The following is a 16,302-nucleotide window of genomic DNA, read 5'->3' as shown; positions in this document are numbered from 1 at the left end:
ATTGCATTTACCAGAAAGCCGCCTCTATACTCCACCCAATTAATGTAACCGATATTGATACATTAATGTGACACCAATATGTTTCAAAACCTAACGTTGCGCCGCAGCAAGGCGCAACACCCCTTCCGCCGCAGGTTGGCAAGAAGGGAAAGCCCGGATGACAGGGCTGGGTATGGGGCCGGACTGCGCTTACTTATCGGAATAAAAATAATGGCAAATCAACCAAACTCATCGTTCAACGCCGGCGGCCGCCCGCGCGCCGTCGCTCTGGGTCAGCGGCTCTTAGGGGTCGCGCTGCTGGCCGCCCTGCTCGCCGGGTGCGACAACAGCGTCGCGCACAATGCCCCGCCGCCGCCGCCAGTGGTCAGCGCCGCCAACGTGGTGGTCAAACCGATCAGCCAATGGGATGCATTCAACGGCCGGGTCGAAGCGGTACAGAGCGTGCAGCTGCGGCCGCGGGTTTCCGGCTATATCGATCGGGTCAATTACACCGAAGGCGACGAAGTGAAAAAAGGCCAGGTGCTGTTCACCATCGACGATCGCACCTATCGCGCCGCTCGCGAACAGGCGCAGGCGGAGCTGGTGCGGGCGCGCAATCAGGCGGCGCTGGCGCGCAGCGAATCCTCACGCACCGAGAAACTGATCGGCACGCAGGCCATCTCGCAGGAAGTGTGGGAACAGCGGCGTTCGTCCGCCGCTCAGGCGCAAAGCAACGTGCTGGCGGCGCAGGCCCAGCTCGACATGGCGCAGCTGAATCTCGACTTTACCCGCGTTACCGCGCCGATTGACGGGCGCGCCAGCCGCGCAATGATCACCGCCGGCAACCTGGTCACCGCCGGCGACAGCGCCAGCGTGCTGACGACGCTGGTGTCGCTCGACAAGGTTTACGTCTATTTCGACGTGGATGAAGCCACCTTCCTGCGCTATCAACAGCAGGGCCGGCACGACGCCCGTTTGCCGGTGAAGGTCGGCCTGGTGGGCGAAGACGGCACCCCGCATCAAGGATTGGTGGACTTCACCGATAACCAGCTGAACGCCGGTACCGGCACCATCCGCATGCGCGCCCTGCTCGACAACCGCGAGCGCCGCTTCACGCCGGGGCTGTTCGCCCGGGTGCAGATGCCAGGCAGCGCCGAGTTCAACGCCCTGCTGATCGACGATAAAGCGGTGATGACCGACCAGAACCGCAAGTTCGTTTATATCGTCGATAAAGACGGCAAGGCGCAGCGCCGCGACATCGACGTAGGCCGCATGGCCGAAGGATTGCGCATCGTGCAAAAAGGCCTGGCGAGCGGCGATCGGGTGATCGTCGACGGCATGCAGAAAGTGTTTATGCCGGGCATGCCGGTCGACGCGAAAAGCGTCGCGATGACCACCACCGCTTCCGCACTCAACTAAGCCCCCAGCAGAGAATTCTGACCCATGGACTTTTCCCGTTTTTTCATCGACCGGCCGATCTTCGCCGCGGTGCTGTCGATCCTGATTTTTGTCGCCGGGGTGATCGCCATTCCGCTGCTGCCGATCAGCGAGTACCCGGACGTGGTGCCGCCCAGCGTACAGGTGCGCGCCGAATACCCGGGCGCCAACCCGAAAGAGATCGCTGAAACGGTGGCGACGCCGCTGGAAGAAGCGATCAACGGCGTCGAAAACATGATGTACATGAAATCGGTAGCCGGTTCCGACGGCGTGCTGGTGACCACCGTCACCTTCCGCCCGGGCACCGATCCCGATCAGGCGCAGGTGCAGGTGCAAAACCGCGTGGCGCAGGCCGAAGCGCGCCTGCCGGAAGACGTGCGCCGCCAGGGCATCACCACCCAGAAACAATCCCCGGCGCTGACGCTGGTGGTGCATCTGGTATCGCCTTCCGGCAAGTACGACTCGCTATATCTGCGCAACTACGCCACCCTCAAGGTCAAGGATGAGCTGGCCCGTCTGCCGGGCGTCGGCCAGGTGCAGATCTTCGGCGCCGGCGAATACGCGATGCGCATCTGGCTCGATCCGAACAAGGTCGCTGCGCGCGGGCTGACCGCTTCCGACGTGGTGAGCGCTATGCAGGAGCAGAACGTGCAGGTCTCCGCCGGCCAGCTCGGCGCGGAGCCTATGCCGACGCGCAGCGACTATCTGCTGTCGATCAACGCCCAGGGGCGCCTGCAAACCGAAGAAGAGTTCGGCAACATCATCCTCAAGAGCGGCAACAACGGCGAGATCGTGCGGCTGCGCGACGTAGCGCGCATCGAAATGGGCTCCGGCAGCTACGCGCTGCGCGCCCAGCTCAATAACAAGGATGCGGTCGGCATCGGCATATTCCAGTCGCCGGGCGCCAACGCCATCGAGCTGTCGGACGCGGTGCGCGGCAAGATGGCCGAGCTGGCGACCCGCTTCCCGGACGGCATGAGCTGGAAGTCGCCATACGACCCGACGGTATTCGTGCGCGACTCGATCCGCGCGGTGGTAGATACCCTGCTGGAAGCGGTGATCCTGGTGGTGCTGGTGGTCATTCTGTTCCTGCAGACCTGGCGCGCCTCGATCATTCCGCTGCTGGCGGTACCGATCTCCGTGGTCGGCACCTTCGCCGCGCTGTATCTGCTGGGCTTCTCGCTCAACACCCTCAGCCTGTTCGGGCTGGTGCTGGCGATCGGCATCGTGGTGGATGACGCCATCGTGGTGGTGGAAAACGTCGAACGTAATATCGAAGAGGGGCTGTCGCCGCTGGCGGCGGCGCACCAGGCGATGCGCGAGGTCTCCGGCCCGATCATCGCCATCGCCGTGGTGCTATGCGCGGTGTTCGTGCCGATGGCGTTCCTTTCCGGCGTCACCGGCCAGTTCTACAAGCAGTTCGCCGTCACCATCGCCATCTCGACGGTGATCTCCGCCATCAACTCGCTGACCCTGTCGCCGGCGCTGGCGGCACGCTTGCTGAAACCGCACGGCGCGCCGAAAGATCTGCCGTCGCGCCTGATCGACCGGCTGTTCGGCTGGCTGTTCCGGCCGTTCAACCGCTTCTTCGCCAGCGGTTCGCAACGCTACCAACAGGGCGTCTCCCGCGTGTTGGGCCGGCGCGGCGCGGTGTTCGTCGTCTACCTGCTGCTGCTGGCCGCCGCCGGCGTGATGTTCAAGACCGTGCCCGGCGGGTTTATCCCGACGCAGGACAAGCTGTACCTGATCGGCGGCGTGAAGATGCCGGAAGGCGCCTCGCTGGAGCGCACCGATGCGGTGATCCGCAAGATGAGCGCCATCGGCCTGAGCGTGGACGGCGTCACCGATGCGGTGGCCTTCCCCGGCCTGAACGCGCTGCAGTTCACCAATACGCCGAATACCGGCACGGTGTTCTTCGCGCTGGAGTCATTGAGCACCCGAACCCGCACCGCAGCGCAGATCAACGCCGAGATCAACGCGCGCATTTCAACGATCCAGGAAGGCTTCGCCTTCTCGATCATGCCGCCGCCAATCCTCGGCATCGGCCAGGGCTCCGGCTATTCGCTGTACGTGCAGGATCGCGGCGGGCTGGGCTACGGCGCGTTGCAAACGGCGATCAACACCATGTCCGGCGCCATTATGCAAACGCCGGGGATGGGGTTCCCGATCTCCTCGTATCAGGCCAACGTTCCGCAGCTGGACGCCAAAATCGATCGCGACAAGGCCAAGGCGCAGGGCGTGCCGCTCAATGCGCTGTTCAGCACGCTGCAGACCTACCTCGGTTCGTCTTACATCAACGACTTCAACCGCTACGGCCGCACCTGGAAGGTGATGGCGCAGGCCGACGGCCAGTTCCGCGACAGCGTGGAGGACATCGCCAACCTGCGCACCCGCAACGACAAGGGCGAAATGGTGCCGATCGGCAGCATGGTCAGCATCGGCACCACCTACGGCCCGGATCCGGTGATCCGCTATAACGGCTTCCCGGCGGCGGACCTGATCGGCGACGCCGATCCGCGCGTGCTCTCCTCTACCCAGGCGATGGGGGCGCTGACGCAGATGGCCGGCAAGCTGTTGCCGAACGGCATGAACATCCAGTGGACCGATCTTAGCTATCAGCAATCAACCCAGGGCAACGCCGCGCTGGTGGTGTTCCCGGTGGCGGTGCTACTGGCGTTCCTCGCGCTGGCGGCGCTGTATGAAAGCTGGACACTGCCGCTGGCGGTGATCCTGATCGTGCCGATGACCATGCTGTCGGCGCTGTTCGGCGTGTGGTTGACCGGCGGCGACAATAACGTGTTCGTGCAGGTCGGGCTGGTCGTTCTGATGGGGCTGGCCTGTAAGAACGCCATCCTGATCGTCGAGTTCGCCCGCGAGCTGGAAATGCAGGGCAAAGGCATCGTCGAAGCAGCGCTGGAGGCCTGCCGCCTGCGGCTGCGGCCGATCGTGATGACCTCCATCGCCTTCATCGCCGGCACCATCCCGCTGATCCTTGGCCATGGCGCCGGCGCCGAAGTGCGCGGCGTCACCGGCATTACGGTGTTCTCCGGCATGCTGGGGGTCACCCTGTTCGGGCTGTTCCTGACGCCGGTGTTCTACGTCACCTTGCGGCGCCTGGTGGCGCGCAAAGCGCAGCCGCAGAGGGCGTAATCATCATCCTGAAATGCAAAAAGGTCGGGCAATGCCCGACCTTTTTTATGCGCTCCATCCGGCATTATTTACCGGCAGCTTCAGCCTCTTGCTCGGCGGCGTATTCCGCGCAGGCGCGCTTGTCGCCCCGCTCCAACTCGGCCAGCGAGTCGGCCACGGTATGGCGCGCCAGCACCGCGAGCGAAGCCTGCTCCGCTTCGTTCACCACCGATTTGAAATACCAACAGGCGTTGGCGCTCACCAGGCAGCGGGCCGGCACTTCAGGGCGAGAGGCCCAGATGCGCTTGTCGTCGATTACCGCCAGATAGATATCCCGCAGGGTAATCTCTTCCGCCGGACGACCGAGGTGGATAGAGCCGTTTCGCCCCAGGGTGGACACGATGATGCCGTCTTTGGTCAGCGGCACCATCAGTTTGCGGATAAAGCTCGGGTTGGCTTCCAGAGCAGCGGCGAGCGTGGCGCTCGTCGAACGCATGCCCTGCTTCTCAGCTACGGCGACGCTAAGGACCATTTGCAACGCTGTCGGAAAGCGAAAATCTAACATGTCGTTATCTCTGCGAGACGAAATACTCGGGTTTGGCCGGTGCGGCGATTGGCGCCGATAACACCGTTTAATCGCACAATAATATAACAAACGCAGGGGCTTTTTTGAAGTTTTGCCCAGTGATATCGCACGCAGACATTAGAACAATCGCCGAATTCTCCGGCGAACAAAAACAGAAACCCGCGTCAATGTTAACGCCGCTCGCTTAACCGGGTTAAACGATCAGAACTAACACTGCCCGCGGGCTTAATTCGAATGCTGCGATCAGGCTCTGTTCAGCACCAGCTGGCCGTTTTTATCCAACGGGATTTGCGTGCCCGGATCGTGATCCATGCGGATCTTACCCTGCTGATTGCCGATCTTGTAAGTCACGTCATAGCCCAGCATTTTCTGGGACTTGTCATAGACCGTTTTGCAACGCTGCTGAACGCTGGTGGTGACGTCATTGTTCTGCATCGCCCCTTGCACCTGGTTGCCGGCATAGCCGCCGCCCAGCGCGCCCACTACGGTCGCCACGTCGCGCCCGCGACCGCCGCCGAACTGGTGGCCGATCACGCCGCCCGCCACTGCGCCCAGCACGGAACCGGCGATGCGGTTTTCATCCTGCACCGGTGCGCGGTGCGTAACGGTAACGTTGCGGCATTCCTGACGCGGCGTTTTGATGGTTTCTTTAATCGGCGTTGCGGCGAGCACCTGCGCGTATTGCGGACCGGCAGAAAAGACGTCCAGGCTGGCTACCGCGGCGATCCCCAGAGCGGCAGCGATACCAATCCCAACACCGGCTAACATTGACTTGTTCACAGGAAACCTCCTGAAAGTGTTACCACGCATTTTTTCCGGGGTCTGTTACCGGCATGGCACCGCGCTTATTGTTTTGCGCATGGGCGGCTTGCGGTATCCCGGTTTACGGCGTGCGCGACGCGCCGTCTGTAAACGAGGTAAAGTCTGCACAATGATTTGAGGGCTCGCAATAAGACAAGGGGACCAAAAATGCGAGAAAACGGCCGTTTGGCCGCTGTTTAGGAGGAATCTTAAGAATTTTACCCATGTCCGCGACAGCTTATGCTGAAGAATCAAGCAACCACCGCCGTTCGCCTTACGCCGCCATAAAAAAACCCGCGCAGGCGAACCGGCGCGGGTTGGTCGATAAGGGCAGGATCAGTGCATCTTCAGACGCGGGCGGATCACCCGGTTGATGCCGCCCACCAGCATCATCAGGCCGGTTTTGATGTAGCCGTGCAGCGCCACCTGGTGCATGCGGTACAGCGAGATGTAGACGAAGCGCGCGATGCGCCCTTCCACCATCATCGAACCGCGCATCAGGTTGCCCATCAGGCTGCCGACAGTGCTGAAGCGCGACAGCGACACCAGCGAGCCGTGGTCTTTATACACGTAAGGCTTCAGCGTCTGGCCGTTCATCAGCGCCAGGATGTTGGTAGCGCAGCGTGAGGCCATCTGGTGCGCCGACTGGGCGCGCGGCGGCACGAAACCGCCGCCCTCTTTCGGGCAGGAGGCGCAGTCGCCGATGGCGAAAATGTTCGGATCGCGCGTGGTCTGCAGCGTTGGCTCCACCACCAGCTGGTTGATGCGGTTGGTTTCCAGGCCGCCGATGTCCTTCATGAAGTCCGGCGCCTTGATGCCGGCCGCCCACACCATTAGATCGGCGTCGATGAACTCGCCGCCCTTGGTGTTCAGGCCCTTGGCATCGGCGCTGGTCACCATGGTGTTGGTCAGCACGCGCACGCCCAGTTTGATCAGCTCCTGGTGCGCGGCGGCGGAAATGCGTGGCGGCAGCGCCGGCAGAATGCGCTCGCCGGCTTCCACCAGCGTCACGTTCAGCGCGCTGTTGTCCAGGCCTTCGAAACCGTAGCTGTGCAGCTGTTTCACCGCATTGTGCAGTTCGGCGGACAGTTCAACGCCGGTGGCGCCGCCGCCGACGATGGCGATGTTGACCCGCTCTTTTTGCCCCGGCTGCGCCGAGAACTTCAGGAACAGATTGAGCATTTCGTTGTGGAAACGACGCGCCTGATGCGGGTTATCCAGGAAGATGCAGTGCTCTTTCACGCCTGGCGTACCGAAATCGTTCGAGGTACTGCCCAGCGCCATCACCAGGATGTCGTACGGCAGATCGCGCGCCGGCACCAGCTCGCCGCCCTGCTCATCGCAGATCTGCGCCAGCTGCAGCGTTTGCGCCTCGCGGTTGATGTTGGTCAACGACCCCAGCTGGAAGCTGAAATGATGATTGCGCGCGTGCGCCAGGTAGCTGAGCGCATCCACCCCGTCATCGAGGGAACCGGTCGCCACTTCGTGCAGCAACGGTTTCCACAAATGGCTGTGGTTGCGATCCACCAACGTGATCTCCGCTTTGTTCTTGCGGCCGAGCTTATGGCCCAAGCTGGTCGCCAGCTCCAGACCACCGGCGCCGCCGCCGACAATAACGATTTTCTTCTTTGGCGTTGTCAAAATAACCCCCTAAATGTGAACCATTTGTTATTCCAGGGTAAATAAATAATATCCTTAGAATACATAGGGTTCGCGTAAAATAATTCGGCTCTCTGCAGCCAGAATAGCATGTGAGGTTATTTGGTCATACCAAAATTGACGTACATCAAATTTTTTTGGTTAAAGGCTGGACGAGGGGATTTTTTGGGGATTGTGATTCAAATAGTTAGCGCTGAGTCACAGTTTTAAATTTTGCCGATTGCCACCTCAAATTTAGTCTTGGTGCACAAAAAAGCCGCACTTTCCGTCGGTAAAAAACGGCAGGCGCGGCTCGCGGCGGCGTTATGAAACTGTTAACCCAGCGCCTTAAACGCCTTGAGCCGCTGCAGATGCGGCGAGATGTTTTTGAACTTGTGCGTCTGCTGTTCATCCCAGACGATTTCGTAATAGTGATGCAGCAATTCGGCGCTGCGTCGGTTATCCAGCACCTCATCGCGCCGCGACAGCACCACCAGGCAGCGATCGCGGTTTTTCTCGCGGAAATCCTCCACGCACTTGGTGGCGATATCGCGATACTCTTCCGGCCGGTCTATCTTGCCGTGCATGTGTTCTTCCGGGTACAGATTGGGATTGAACATCGCCTGGCGAATGCCGCACAGGAAGCCGATGCGCTCAGCCCAGAAACCGCCGAGGCCAACCCCGCAGATCAACGGGTGCGCGTCGCCGCCCTGCTGCACCGCCTTGTCCACCTCTTTCAACAGATGCTGCATGTCGTGACGCGGGTGCAGCGTGCTGTAGCTGATAAAGCGCACGTCCGGATCGATAAACTGCAGCTGTAACACCTTTTCATGATTGCCGGGACTGGTGGAATCGAAGCCGTGCAAATAGATAATCATGTGGATCCTCGCAACAAGCCAAGGGCCGCGGGCGCGGCCCTCATCATTTCCGCTCTGCGCCGCGATGCGGCGCCTGGATTCACCCTTGCGAACGCTGCTTGTGCTCCTCCCAGCGTTCGCTCAGCGCGCTGAGCGCCTTGTGCGCCTGCTGCCAGCGCTCGGAGGCGCGCAGTTCCTGACGGGTGAACTGACCGCGATGATATAACCGCTTCACCTTCTCTGCTTTGACCGGGGACAGGTTATCCAACACGCTGACCGCACCGGCGCGGTTGTTGCACACCAGGATCATGTCGCAACCGGCATCCAGCGCCGCCTGGCCGCGCTCGGCGTAGCTGCCCATGATGGCGGCACCTTCCATCGACAGATCGTCGGAGAAAATCACGCCGTCGAAGCCCAGTTCCTGCCGCAGGATCTGCTGCAGCCAGTAAGGCGAACCACTGGCCGGACGCGGGTCCGCTTCAGTATAGATGACGTGGGCCGGCATGACGGCGTCCAGCAGCTGGCGGTTGATCAGCTCACGGAAGATCGCCATGTCGTGCTCGCGGATCTGCGCCAGCGGCCGCGGATCGCGCGGGGTTTCCTTGTGCGAATCGGCGCTGACGGCGCCGTGCCCCGGGAAGTGCTTGCCGGTGGTTTTCATGCCGGCGCTGTGCATACCGAGAATAAAGCGTTCCGCCATCGCCAGCGCCTGCTGCGGATCGCTGTGGAACGAACGCTCGCCGATCGCCGCGCTACCGTGGCCGATGTCCAGCACCGGCGCAAAGCTGATGTCGATATCCTGCGCGATCATTTCCGCCGCCATCAGCCAGCCGGCCTCCTGCGCCAGACGGCCGCCTTCCTGCGCATCGTGCAGCGCCGCGAACGACTGCGCCGCCGGTAAACGGGTGAAGCCTTCGCGGAAGCGCTGCACGCGCCCGCCCTCCTGGTCTACCGCCACCACCAGCCGATCGTGCGAAGCGGCGCGGATCTGCCGCACCAGCTCACGCAGCTGCTCCGCATCGTGGAAGTTGCGGGTAAACAGAATCAATCCGCCAACCAGCGGGTGTTTCAAAATCTCGCGTTCTTCTGCATCCAGCTCGTAGCCGGCGACATCTAGCATTACTGGGCCCACGGGCACCTCACTTCATTATTGTTCGTTCAGAATTCGGATGATGATAAACAGAATCGCCGGCGCAGCGCCGCGCCCCAGCGCAAAAATTCAACGTCGCCGCTCTGCTGCCAGCGCACTTCAAACCACAGCAGCATCAGATAATCCACCCACGGCAGCCAGCGGCGCACCTGCGCCTGCAGCCGGGCGAGGTCGTGATAGCCCTGGCGCGCGTACTGCTGCAAAAAGCGCTGTTGCTGCTCGGCCGCCCAGCCGTTGCCACGAAACAGCGCGGCGATATCCAGCGCCACGTCGCCGTCGGCGGCATACTCCCAGTCGATCAGCCGCAGCCCCTCGCCGGTCGCGAGCAGATTGCCCGGATGGATATCCATGTGCAGCGGCGCCAGCTTCAACGGTGACGGCGGCGCACTTTGCAAAAAGTGATGCTGCCAGCGCAGCCAAAGGGGGGTTAAACGCCGCCTGTCCAACAGCTGCCAGTAGCGAATGAACTGCCGACGCAGATCCAGCCGGTAACCGCTGAGCGGCCGCCGATGCAGCGCCGCCGCCATCGCCGCCAGCTCGCCGCGCTGGTTCAGCGCGGCAAATTCGGCATTTGTGACGACGTCACCTTCGAGCCATTCGAGCACCAGCCACTGATTATTCTGCGCGAAAACCCGTGGCCCCAGCCCCGACGCGCAGCGGCGCAAGGCCTGTGCTTCCCGCCATCGGCTCACCCCCAGTGCGCGTTTCTCCGCGCTGTGCTGCCGCGCCAACAGCGTGATGCCCGAACCGTCGATGCGCCAGCTCTCGCCGGTCAGCCCCTGCACCGGGCTGAAATGACAACCGGCGGTATTCACCGCCGGCAGTCTGGTTTCCATCAATCGTCGCAGCGCGGCCTCAGCGTTTAACGGCGCCATTGCCCGACCAGACGATCTCGCCGGTTTGCACCAGCATCAGCTGCATATCCAGCGCCGGCGACTTCACGTCGCCGCTGACGTCGCTGTACAGCACGTACTGCGCGCCGACGATGCGCGCCAGGCCGATCGCCTTGCTGCGTGAGCCGAAGCTGTCATCCGCCGACAGGCCCAACGTTTGTCTGGCGCTGGTCAGCTTCGCTTCCGGTACCACGCTGAAGGTGGAGTTCGACGCCAGCGCCTTATACAGCGCCGCGGTGGCTTTGCCCATCTGCAGCGAGCCGTTGGTATTGTTCTTGACGCTGTCCAGCAGCAGCACGCTGCCAGCCGTCACGCCATCGGCCTTCAACATCTGCCCTACCAGCGGCTGAACGCTGCCCAGCCAGTCGAGCTGCTGAATTTTCGGCGGCTGCGGCACCGGCTCGGTGGTTGGCGGCTGCGGCTGTTCTACCGGCGGCTTCGGCTGTTCCGGCTCGACGGTGACCGGCGGCAACGGCTGATCCGGCTCAGGCTGGCGCGACAGGCAACCGCTCAGGGTTAATGCGGCCAGCGCCACTAAGACGTACTTTTTCATGCTTTTTCTCCAAACCTGGCAAGCGCTTACAGGTACAGATACAGACGCGCGGTTTTGGCGTCCAGATTGCCGTTAATCGAGTAGATTTTGGCGTCCGAGTTGGGCGCCACGACGATCTCACGCGGTTTTTCGAAGGGGCGAATATCCAGCCCCTGCGCATCGTACCAATAGAAACGGTAATGCACGGTGACCGGCGTCGCCTGGCTATTATTGAGTACCGAGGTCGCCATCACCCGCCCGGAAGCGTTCGAAATCGAAGGCGTATCGGCCAAAATGCCGGCGGTCAGCACCGAAGGATCCATCACCACCGTCTGCCCTTGGTTGACCGCGATGCCGGACGGCGAACTGCACCCCATCAGCAACGCGGCGGGCAACGCCAACGCCATCAGACAACGCAGAGTTTTTTTACCGCGCATGATTTCCTCGCTTAACGTGACAGCAGCGGCCCCAGCGAGCGGCCACCGACCAGGTGCATATGAATATGATAGACCTCCTGACCGGCGTGGCGGTTGCAGTTGACGATCAGGCGGTAGCCGTCCTCGGCGATGCCTTCCTGTTCGGCGATTTTCGCCGCGGCGGTGATCATGCGGCCCAGCGCGGCTTCATGCTCCACGGTCACGTCGTTGACGGTTGGGATCAGCACGTTGGGAACGATCAGCACGTGTGTGGGTGCCTGGGGGGAGATGTCACGGAAAGCGGTGACCAGTTCATCCTGATAAACCACATCAGCAGGGATTTCGCGGCGGATAATTTTACTGAAAATCGTTTCTTCGGCCATCTGGCGTTCCTTGTTTTACACAATTAGCTGTACGCAGTATGAGTGACAAATTCTACTGCTTTCAACCTGATTGCGCACTTTCCACGTCGAGTGCTGCAGATTCGCGCAGGCCGGCGCCCCGCTTGTGCATCTTTTCACTTTGGTTATTCACTATTGTTGCTTTACTTGCCCCTCACCGCCGCCAATAGTAACCCCATGATTAACAAAGGATAGAGGGCGTTATGTCACCGAGGATTCCGGCGCTGTGCGCGCTGTTGCTGAGCGCCGCCGTTCAGGCGGCCCCGTCGGGCGGTATCGATCTGCAGGCTAACCGACAGCCGATACGCGCAGAGCGCAATCCCGCCGCTATTGCGCTGATTCCGACGAACTTTCACTTCGCGACGCCCGGCAAACTGACGGTGGCGGTGGCGTTCGAAAACTCCCCGCCGCTGGCGCTGTTCGCCGAGGACAATAAAACGCTGATCGGCAGCGATCCGGACATCGCCCGCCTGGTGGCCGACAGTCTCGGGCTAGAGTTGAACCTGGTGCCTACCTCCTGGGAGGATTGGCCATTGGGCATCAGCGCCGGCAAATACGACGCGGCGATCTTCAACATCGCCGTCACCAAACAGCGCAAGACCAAATTCGACTTCGCCACCTACCGGGTGGACACGCTGGGCTTTTACGTCAAATCCACCAGCAAGATCGCCTCTATCAATCGGCCGCAGGACGTCGCCGGGCTGCGGATCATCGTCGGATCCGGCACCAATCAGGAAAACATTCTACTGGGATGGGATAAGCAGAACCGCGCCGCCGGGCTGCCGGCGGTACAACCGATCTACGTGACCGACGACGCCGCCACCAACCTGAGCATTCAGTCAGGGCGCGCCGACGCGTTCTTCGGCCCCCACTCTACCGGCGCCTACAAGGCGGCGCTGACCGGCAAAACCAAAATGGTCGGCATCGGCCCCAACGTGGCCTACGTGGCGGTCACCAGCAAGAAAGGCAACGGGCTGGTGAACGCCATCAACGCCGCCGTCAACGGCGTCATCGTCAGCGGCGAATACGCGCAGGTGCTGGAACGCTGGGGCGAAGGCGACGAAAAGGTCGAGCGCTCCACCATCAACCCGCCGGGCATCGGCGACTAGCCGCCGATCAGCTGCGGCGCGTGCCGGCGCATCCACTCCGCCAGCGAGTCGAGCGTCGGCCGCAGCGATTTGCCGAGCGCGGTGACCTGGTACTCCACCCGCGGCGGCACTTCGGGAAACACCCGCCGCGTCACCAGACCGCGCTGCTCGAACAGCCGCAGTTGGCGCGTCAGCTCTTTTTGCGCGATGGGCGCTACCGCCCGCTGTAGCTCGCTGAATCGCACCGGATCGTCGATCACGATCAGCCGGTACAGGATCGGTATCGCCCACTTGCCCGACACCAGATTGACGAAGTCCACCATCGGGCAGGATTCGCCTGCCGTCGGCAACGCCGCCAAATTATTTTCCTTCGCTAAGGGTGCTTGCGCCGTCATTTCATCCCACCTCGTCCTTTAGTATCCAAAGGGTGCCTACTATGCAAAAGGAACTATAGCGCAAATAATGCCGCAACAGACGCTCAAGAGGAATCGGTTATGTCACGACTGCAAGGCAAATACGCATTGATTACCGGCGGCACCAGCGGCATCGGGCTGGAAACCGCTCGCCAGTTCATCGCCGAGGGCGCTTTGGTTGCGATCACCGGCCGCAGCCAAAGCGCTCTGGACGCGGCAGACCAGGCCTTGGTGGGCAAGGCGCTGTTGCTGTTGAGCGACGCCGGCGACATCCCGCAGCAGCGCGCGCTGGCGCAGCAGTTGGAGCAACGGTGGCCGCGGCTGGACGTGCTGTATGTCAACGCCGGCGACGTCACGCACCGCCCGCTGCAGGAGTGGGATGAACAGAGCTATCAGCGGCTGATGGACATCAACCTGAAAGGGCCGTTCTTTCTGATCCAGGCGCTGCTGCCGCTGCTGGCCAACCCTTCTTCGGTGATCCTGTGCGGTTCGGTCAGCGCCCATATCGGCCTGCCGCAGAGCAGCGCCTACGCCGCCAGCAAAGCCGGTTTGTTATCGCTGGCCAGAACGCTCTCCGGCGAACTGCACGCGCGCGGCATTCGCCTTAACGGCCTCAGCCCCGGCCCGACCGAAACCCCGGCGTTGGGTAAGCTGGGGTTGGCGGAAGCGGATGAGCAGGCATTGCGCGACGATATCCGCGCGCTGGTGCCGATCGGCCGCATGGGCAGCGCGCTGGAGCTGGCCAAAGCGGCGGTGTTTCTGGCGGCGGACGAATCGGCCTTTATGGTCGGCGCCGAGCTGCAGATGGACGGCGGCGTGGGGAATCTTTAAGGCAAAATACCCGTATATCGGGGGCGTTATGCCCCCAGCTAAATTGATCTCGCTGCAATAAACTGACCGGTTGCCTCTCAATTGCAAAAACCTGGGGCACGCACTACCCTTGGATATAATTATTTCGAGCGTGAAGATATTCTTATGGGAAATAAACGGAAGGACACGGTCACTGGAGGTGTAATTATTTTATTAGTAATAATAGGCTTTCTGTTTCACGCATCGGAAAGAAAACAATCTGCAGTAATAGCCCCCTATTCAGCCAACGTCTCTGATACCAGTAGCCAAACTCACCCGGCAGCCCCAGTATATTCGGCAACGACGACCGAAAACCCATCCGTCGAGAAGTTTGTGAACACCGATAAACTTAACGTACGCGCATCCCCCAGCGGAAAAGTCATAGGTTCAGTCAGCCGCGGCGAAAAAATAACCGTCTATCAGGAAAAAGCTGATTGGATCAGAATATCGCAGAAAACAGAAAAACCGCGCTGGATATCAGCAAAATCTCTTTGCGATTATGCCGAGTGTTATATCAAACCTACGATAACAAAAGCGGTTAAGGCGCCAGCCAAACAGACTCCCCCAGTAAAAAAACCGCCTCGAAACTCATCCATTGGCTCTTGCCCTTGTTCTTCCGGGAATATTTGCATTGGTCCCAGAGGCGGCAGATATTGTATTACCTCCGGCGGCAATAAAAGGTATGGCGTTTAGTCATTACTTCTCGCACCAAGCCACCGGGTCTCCTGACCTCACCCCAACCCGGGGATGTCGACGCCAAAGGTCTGCAACAGCAGCACCACGTTGAGCAGCACGATCACCACCGTGCCGACCACCGCCGCCAGGCTGGTCCAGCGGCCGTTGGCGAACTCGCCCATGATGTCGCGGCGGCGGGTGAACATCACCAGCGCGATCATCGGCGCCGGCAGCGCCAGGCTCAGCACCACCTGGCTGTAGACCAGCGCGTCGGTGGCGTTGACGCCCATCGCCACCACGATAAACGCCGGCACCATAGTGACCAGGCGGCGCACCCACACCGGAATGCGGAAGCCGACGAAGCCCTGCATGATCATCTGCCCGGCCATGGTGCCCACCACCGAGCTGGAGATGCCGGAGGCGATCAGCGACGCGAGGAAGATACCGGCGGCCGCCGCACCGAACAGCGGCGTCAGCGTATGGTAGGCGGTGCCAATCTCGGCCACGTCGCTGTTACCGGCGTGGAAGGCGCTCGAAGCCATGATGACCATCGCGATATTCACCAGCCCCGCCAGCGCCAGCGCGATCACCACCTCGATATTGGAGAAACGCAGCAGCTTGCGCCGCTCGCCGTTGTCGCTGGCCGGGCTGCGGTGCTGGGTCAACCCCGAGTGCAGGAAAATGGCGTGCGGCATCACGGTGGCGCCGATAATGCCGACGGCGATGGTCAGCGCCTGCGCGTCGGGCAACTGCGGCGTCACCATGCCGATGCCGGCCGCCTGCCAATCCACCGGTACGATGAACATCTCCACCAGATAGCACAGCGCGATGATGCCCACCAGGCCACCGATCATCAGTTCAACCGGGCGGAAACCTTTTTTTTCCACCATCAACAGCGCATAGGTGATCACCGCCGTCACGCCCATCCCCGCCAGCAGCGGCATGTGGAACAACAGCGCCAGCGCGATCGCGCCGCCGAGAAACTCCGCCAGATCGGTGGCCATCGCCGCCACTTCGCTGAGCAGCCACATGCCGATCACCACCGGCCGTGAGAACTGATCGCGGCACATTTCCGCCAGATTGCGGTTGGTGACGATGCCGAGCTTGGCCGACAGCGCCTGAAACAGCATGGCGATCAGGTTGGCCATCACCACCACCCACAGCAGGCTGTAACCGTATTTCGCCCCGGCCTGAATGTTGGTGGCGAAGTTACCGGGATCCATGTAGGCGATAGAAGCAATCACCGCCGGGCCGGCGAACAGCAACGGCGTAAAGGCGCCGCGCTTGCGTCCGGCAAGGGCGGCGCCAATCGCGATGTTGGTCCGTTCGGTTAACGATGGGGTGGTTGCCGCATCACGCATGGATTACCCTCAATCTTTTACTGGTTATTTTTCCACCTGTCATGCTGACAATGTAGCATCGGCTACACTTTATGCAACAGGCGAAATTCATTGGCTT

Annotated in this window: 16 protein-coding genes; 5 read left to right on the top strand and 11 right to left on the bottom strand. The window is 61.4% G+C overall.

Annotation, left to right across the window (positions count from 1 at the left end):
• Nucleotides 1–210: 210 nt before the first annotated feature.
• Nucleotides 211–1,398: a multidrug efflux RND transporter periplasmic adaptor subunit SdeA gene (gene sdeA / locus ATE40_RS06255; protein WP_084799126.1), complete on the top strand. Its 1,188-nt coding sequence runs from the start codon at nt 211–213 to the stop codon at nt 1,396–1,398.
• Between the two features lie 24 nt (nt 1,399–1,422).
• Nucleotides 1,423–4,566 carry a multidrug efflux RND transporter permease subunit SdeB gene (sdeB, locus tag ATE40_RS06250; RefSeq protein ID WP_063919210.1) on the top strand — a complete coding sequence of 1,048 codons (3,144 nt, stop codon included), beginning with the start codon at nt 1,423–1,425 and terminating at the stop codon, nt 4,564–4,566.
• 64 nt (nt 4,567–4,630) lie between these two features.
• Here the strand turns inward: sdeB and ATE40_RS06245 are convergent, their stop codons facing one another.
• The 9 genes from ATE40_RS06245 to hinT form a co-directional block, all read right to left on the bottom strand.
• Nucleotides 4,631–5,110: an RrF2 family transcriptional regulator gene (locus tag ATE40_RS06245; protein WP_015377469.1), complete on the bottom strand. Its 480-nt coding sequence runs from the start codon at nt 5,108–5,110 to the stop codon at nt 4,631–4,633.
• Nucleotides 5,111–5,374: 264 nt separating this feature from the next.
• The gene (locus ATE40_RS06240) at nt 5,375–5,911 is read right to left on the bottom strand and encodes a glycine zipper 2TM domain-containing protein (protein ID WP_004928798.1); all 537 of its coding nucleotides are present in this window, start codon (nt 5,909–5,911) and stop codon (nt 5,375–5,377) included.
• A 357-nt stretch (nt 5,912–6,268) separates the two neighbouring features.
• Complete coding sequence (locus tag ATE40_RS06235) at nt 6,269–7,573, bottom strand: NAD(P)/FAD-dependent oxidoreductase (protein WP_019455817.1); 1,305 nt, start codon at nt 7,571–7,573, stop codon at nt 6,269–6,271.
• A 332-nt stretch (nt 7,574–7,905) separates the two neighbouring features.
• Nucleotides 7,906–8,448 (bottom strand): alpha/beta hydrolase YcfP, encoded by a 543-nt coding sequence (ycfP, locus tag ATE40_RS06230; protein ID WP_019455818.1) that lies wholly within the window; start codon nt 8,446–8,448, stop codon nt 7,906–7,908.
• Between the two features lie 79 nt (nt 8,449–8,527).
• Entirely contained in the window at nt 8,528–9,547 is a 1,020-nt protein-coding gene (nagZ, locus tag ATE40_RS06225) for a beta-N-acetylhexosaminidase (protein ID WP_063919209.1), read from the bottom strand.
• A 38-nt stretch (nt 9,548–9,585) separates the two neighbouring features.
• On the bottom strand, nt 9,586–10,452 hold the full coding sequence (gene thiK / locus ATE40_RS06220; protein ID WP_063919208.1) for a thiamine kinase: 867 nt from the start codon (nt 10,450–10,452) through the stop codon (nt 9,586–9,588).
• Nucleotides 10,433–11,023: a penicillin-binding protein activator LpoB gene (gene lpoB, locus ATE40_RS06215; RefSeq protein ID WP_019455821.1), complete on the bottom strand. Its 591-nt coding sequence runs from the start codon at nt 11,021–11,023 to the stop codon at nt 10,433–10,435. Before lpoB ends, thiK begins: the two co-directional genes overlap by 20 nt.
• 26 nt (nt 11,024–11,049) lie before the next feature.
• Nucleotides 11,050–11,439, bottom strand: a complete 390-nt coding sequence (locus ATE40_RS06210) for a YcfL family putative periplasmic lipoprotein (protein ID WP_063919207.1) — start codon at nt 11,437–11,439, stop codon at nt 11,050–11,052.
• Nucleotides 11,440–11,450: 11 nt separating this feature from the next.
• Entirely contained in the window at nt 11,451–11,801 is a 351-nt protein-coding gene (hinT, locus tag ATE40_RS06205; RefSeq protein ID WP_004928776.1) for a purine nucleoside phosphoramidase, read from the bottom strand.
• A 221-nt stretch (nt 11,802–12,022) separates the two neighbouring features.
• Here hinT and ATE40_RS06200 point away from each other — a divergent pair, with 221 nt between their 5' ends.
• A complete protein-coding gene (locus tag ATE40_RS06200) occupies nt 12,023–12,928 on the top strand; it encodes a transporter substrate-binding domain-containing protein (RefSeq protein ID WP_019455823.1) in 906 nt (301 codons plus the stop codon).
• Here ATE40_RS06200 and ATE40_RS06195 read toward each other — a convergent pair.
• Nucleotides 12,925–13,302, bottom strand: a complete 378-nt coding sequence (locus ATE40_RS06195) for a winged helix-turn-helix transcriptional regulator (RefSeq protein ID WP_029999120.1) — start codon at nt 13,300–13,302, stop codon at nt 12,925–12,927. The genes ATE40_RS06200 and ATE40_RS06195 overlap by 4 nt on opposite strands.
• Nucleotides 13,303–13,401: 99 nt before the next feature.
• On the opposite strand from ATE40_RS06195, the gene ATE40_RS06190 reads away from it, so the two are divergent.
• Both ATE40_RS06190 and ATE40_RS24055 read left to right on the top strand, forming a co-directional pair.
• Nucleotides 13,402–14,151 (top strand): SDR family oxidoreductase, encoded by a 750-nt coding sequence (locus ATE40_RS06190; protein WP_063919206.1) that lies wholly within the window; start codon nt 13,402–13,404, stop codon nt 14,149–14,151.
• Between the two features lie 144 nt (nt 14,152–14,295).
• Nucleotides 14,296–14,862 carry an SH3 domain-containing protein gene (locus ATE40_RS24055; protein WP_071891967.1) on the top strand — a complete coding sequence of 189 codons (567 nt, stop codon included), beginning with the start codon at nt 14,296–14,298 and terminating at the stop codon, nt 14,860–14,862.
• Between the two features lie 38 nt (nt 14,863–14,900).
• On the opposite strand, the gene ATE40_RS06185 is transcribed toward ATE40_RS24055, so the two are convergent.
• Nucleotides 14,901–16,205 (bottom strand): Nramp family divalent metal transporter, encoded by a 1,305-nt coding sequence (locus ATE40_RS06185; protein WP_019455828.1) that lies wholly within the window; start codon nt 16,203–16,205, stop codon nt 14,901–14,903.
• Nucleotides 16,206–16,302 lie beyond the last annotated feature (97 nt).

Origin of the sequence: Serratia surfactantfaciens (genome assembly GCF_001642805.2) — a bacterium.
Taxonomy (GTDB): Bacteria; Pseudomonadota; Gammaproteobacteria; order Enterobacterales; family Enterobacteriaceae; genus Serratia; species Serratia surfactantfaciens.
This window is presented reverse-complemented; position numbering and strand designations above follow the sequence as displayed.

Excerpts from the sequence above, each read along its gene's own strand:
- ATE40_RS06245 (WP_015377469.1), bottom strand. The coding sequence starts at position 5,110 with ATGTTAGATTTTCGCTTTCCGACAGCGTTGCAAATGGTCCTTAGCGTC.
- sdeB (WP_063919210.1), top strand. The coding sequence starts at position 1,423 with ATGGACTTTTCCCGTTTTTTCATCGACCGGCCGATCTTCGCCGCGGTG.
- ATE40_RS06200 (WP_019455823.1), top strand. The coding sequence starts at position 12,023 with ATGTCACCGAGGATTCCGGCGCTGTGCGCGCTGTTGCTGAGCGCCGCC.
- ycfP (WP_019455818.1), bottom strand. The coding sequence starts at position 8,448 with ATGATTATCTATTTGCACGGCTTCGATTCCACCAGTCCCGGCAATCAT.
- ATE40_RS06210 (WP_063919207.1), bottom strand. The coding sequence starts at position 11,439 with ATGCGCGGTAAAAAAACTCTGCGTTGTCTGATGGCGTTGGCGTTGCCC.
- ATE40_RS06190 (WP_063919206.1), top strand. The coding sequence starts at position 13,402 with ATGTCACGACTGCAAGGCAAATACGCATTGATTACCGGCGGCACCAGC.
- ATE40_RS06185 (WP_019455828.1), bottom strand. The coding sequence starts at position 16,205 with ATGCGTGATGCGGCAACCACCCCATCGTTAACCGAACGGACCAACATC.
- hinT (WP_004928776.1), bottom strand. The coding sequence starts at position 11,801 with ATGGCCGAAGAAACGATTTTCAGTAAAATTATCCGCCGCGAAATCCCT.
- sdeA (WP_084799126.1), top strand. The coding sequence starts at position 211 with ATGGCAAATCAACCAAACTCATCGTTCAACGCCGGCGGCCGCCCGCGC.
- thiK (WP_063919208.1), bottom strand. The coding sequence starts at position 10,452 with ATGGCGCCGTTAAACGCTGAGGCCGCGCTGCGACGATTGATGGAAACC.
- ATE40_RS24055 (WP_071891967.1), top strand. The coding sequence starts at position 14,296 with ATGGGAAATAAACGGAAGGACACGGTCACTGGAGGTGTAATTATTTTA.
- ATE40_RS06195 (WP_029999120.1), bottom strand. The coding sequence starts at position 13,302 with ATGACGGCGCAAGCACCCTTAGCGAAGGAAAATAATTTGGCGGCGTTG.
- nagZ (WP_063919209.1), bottom strand. The coding sequence starts at position 9,547 with ATGCTAGATGTCGCCGGCTACGAGCTGGATGCAGAAGAACGCGAGATT.
- lpoB (WP_019455821.1), bottom strand. The coding sequence starts at position 11,023 with ATGAAAAAGTACGTCTTAGTGGCGCTGGCCGCATTAACCCTGAGCGGT.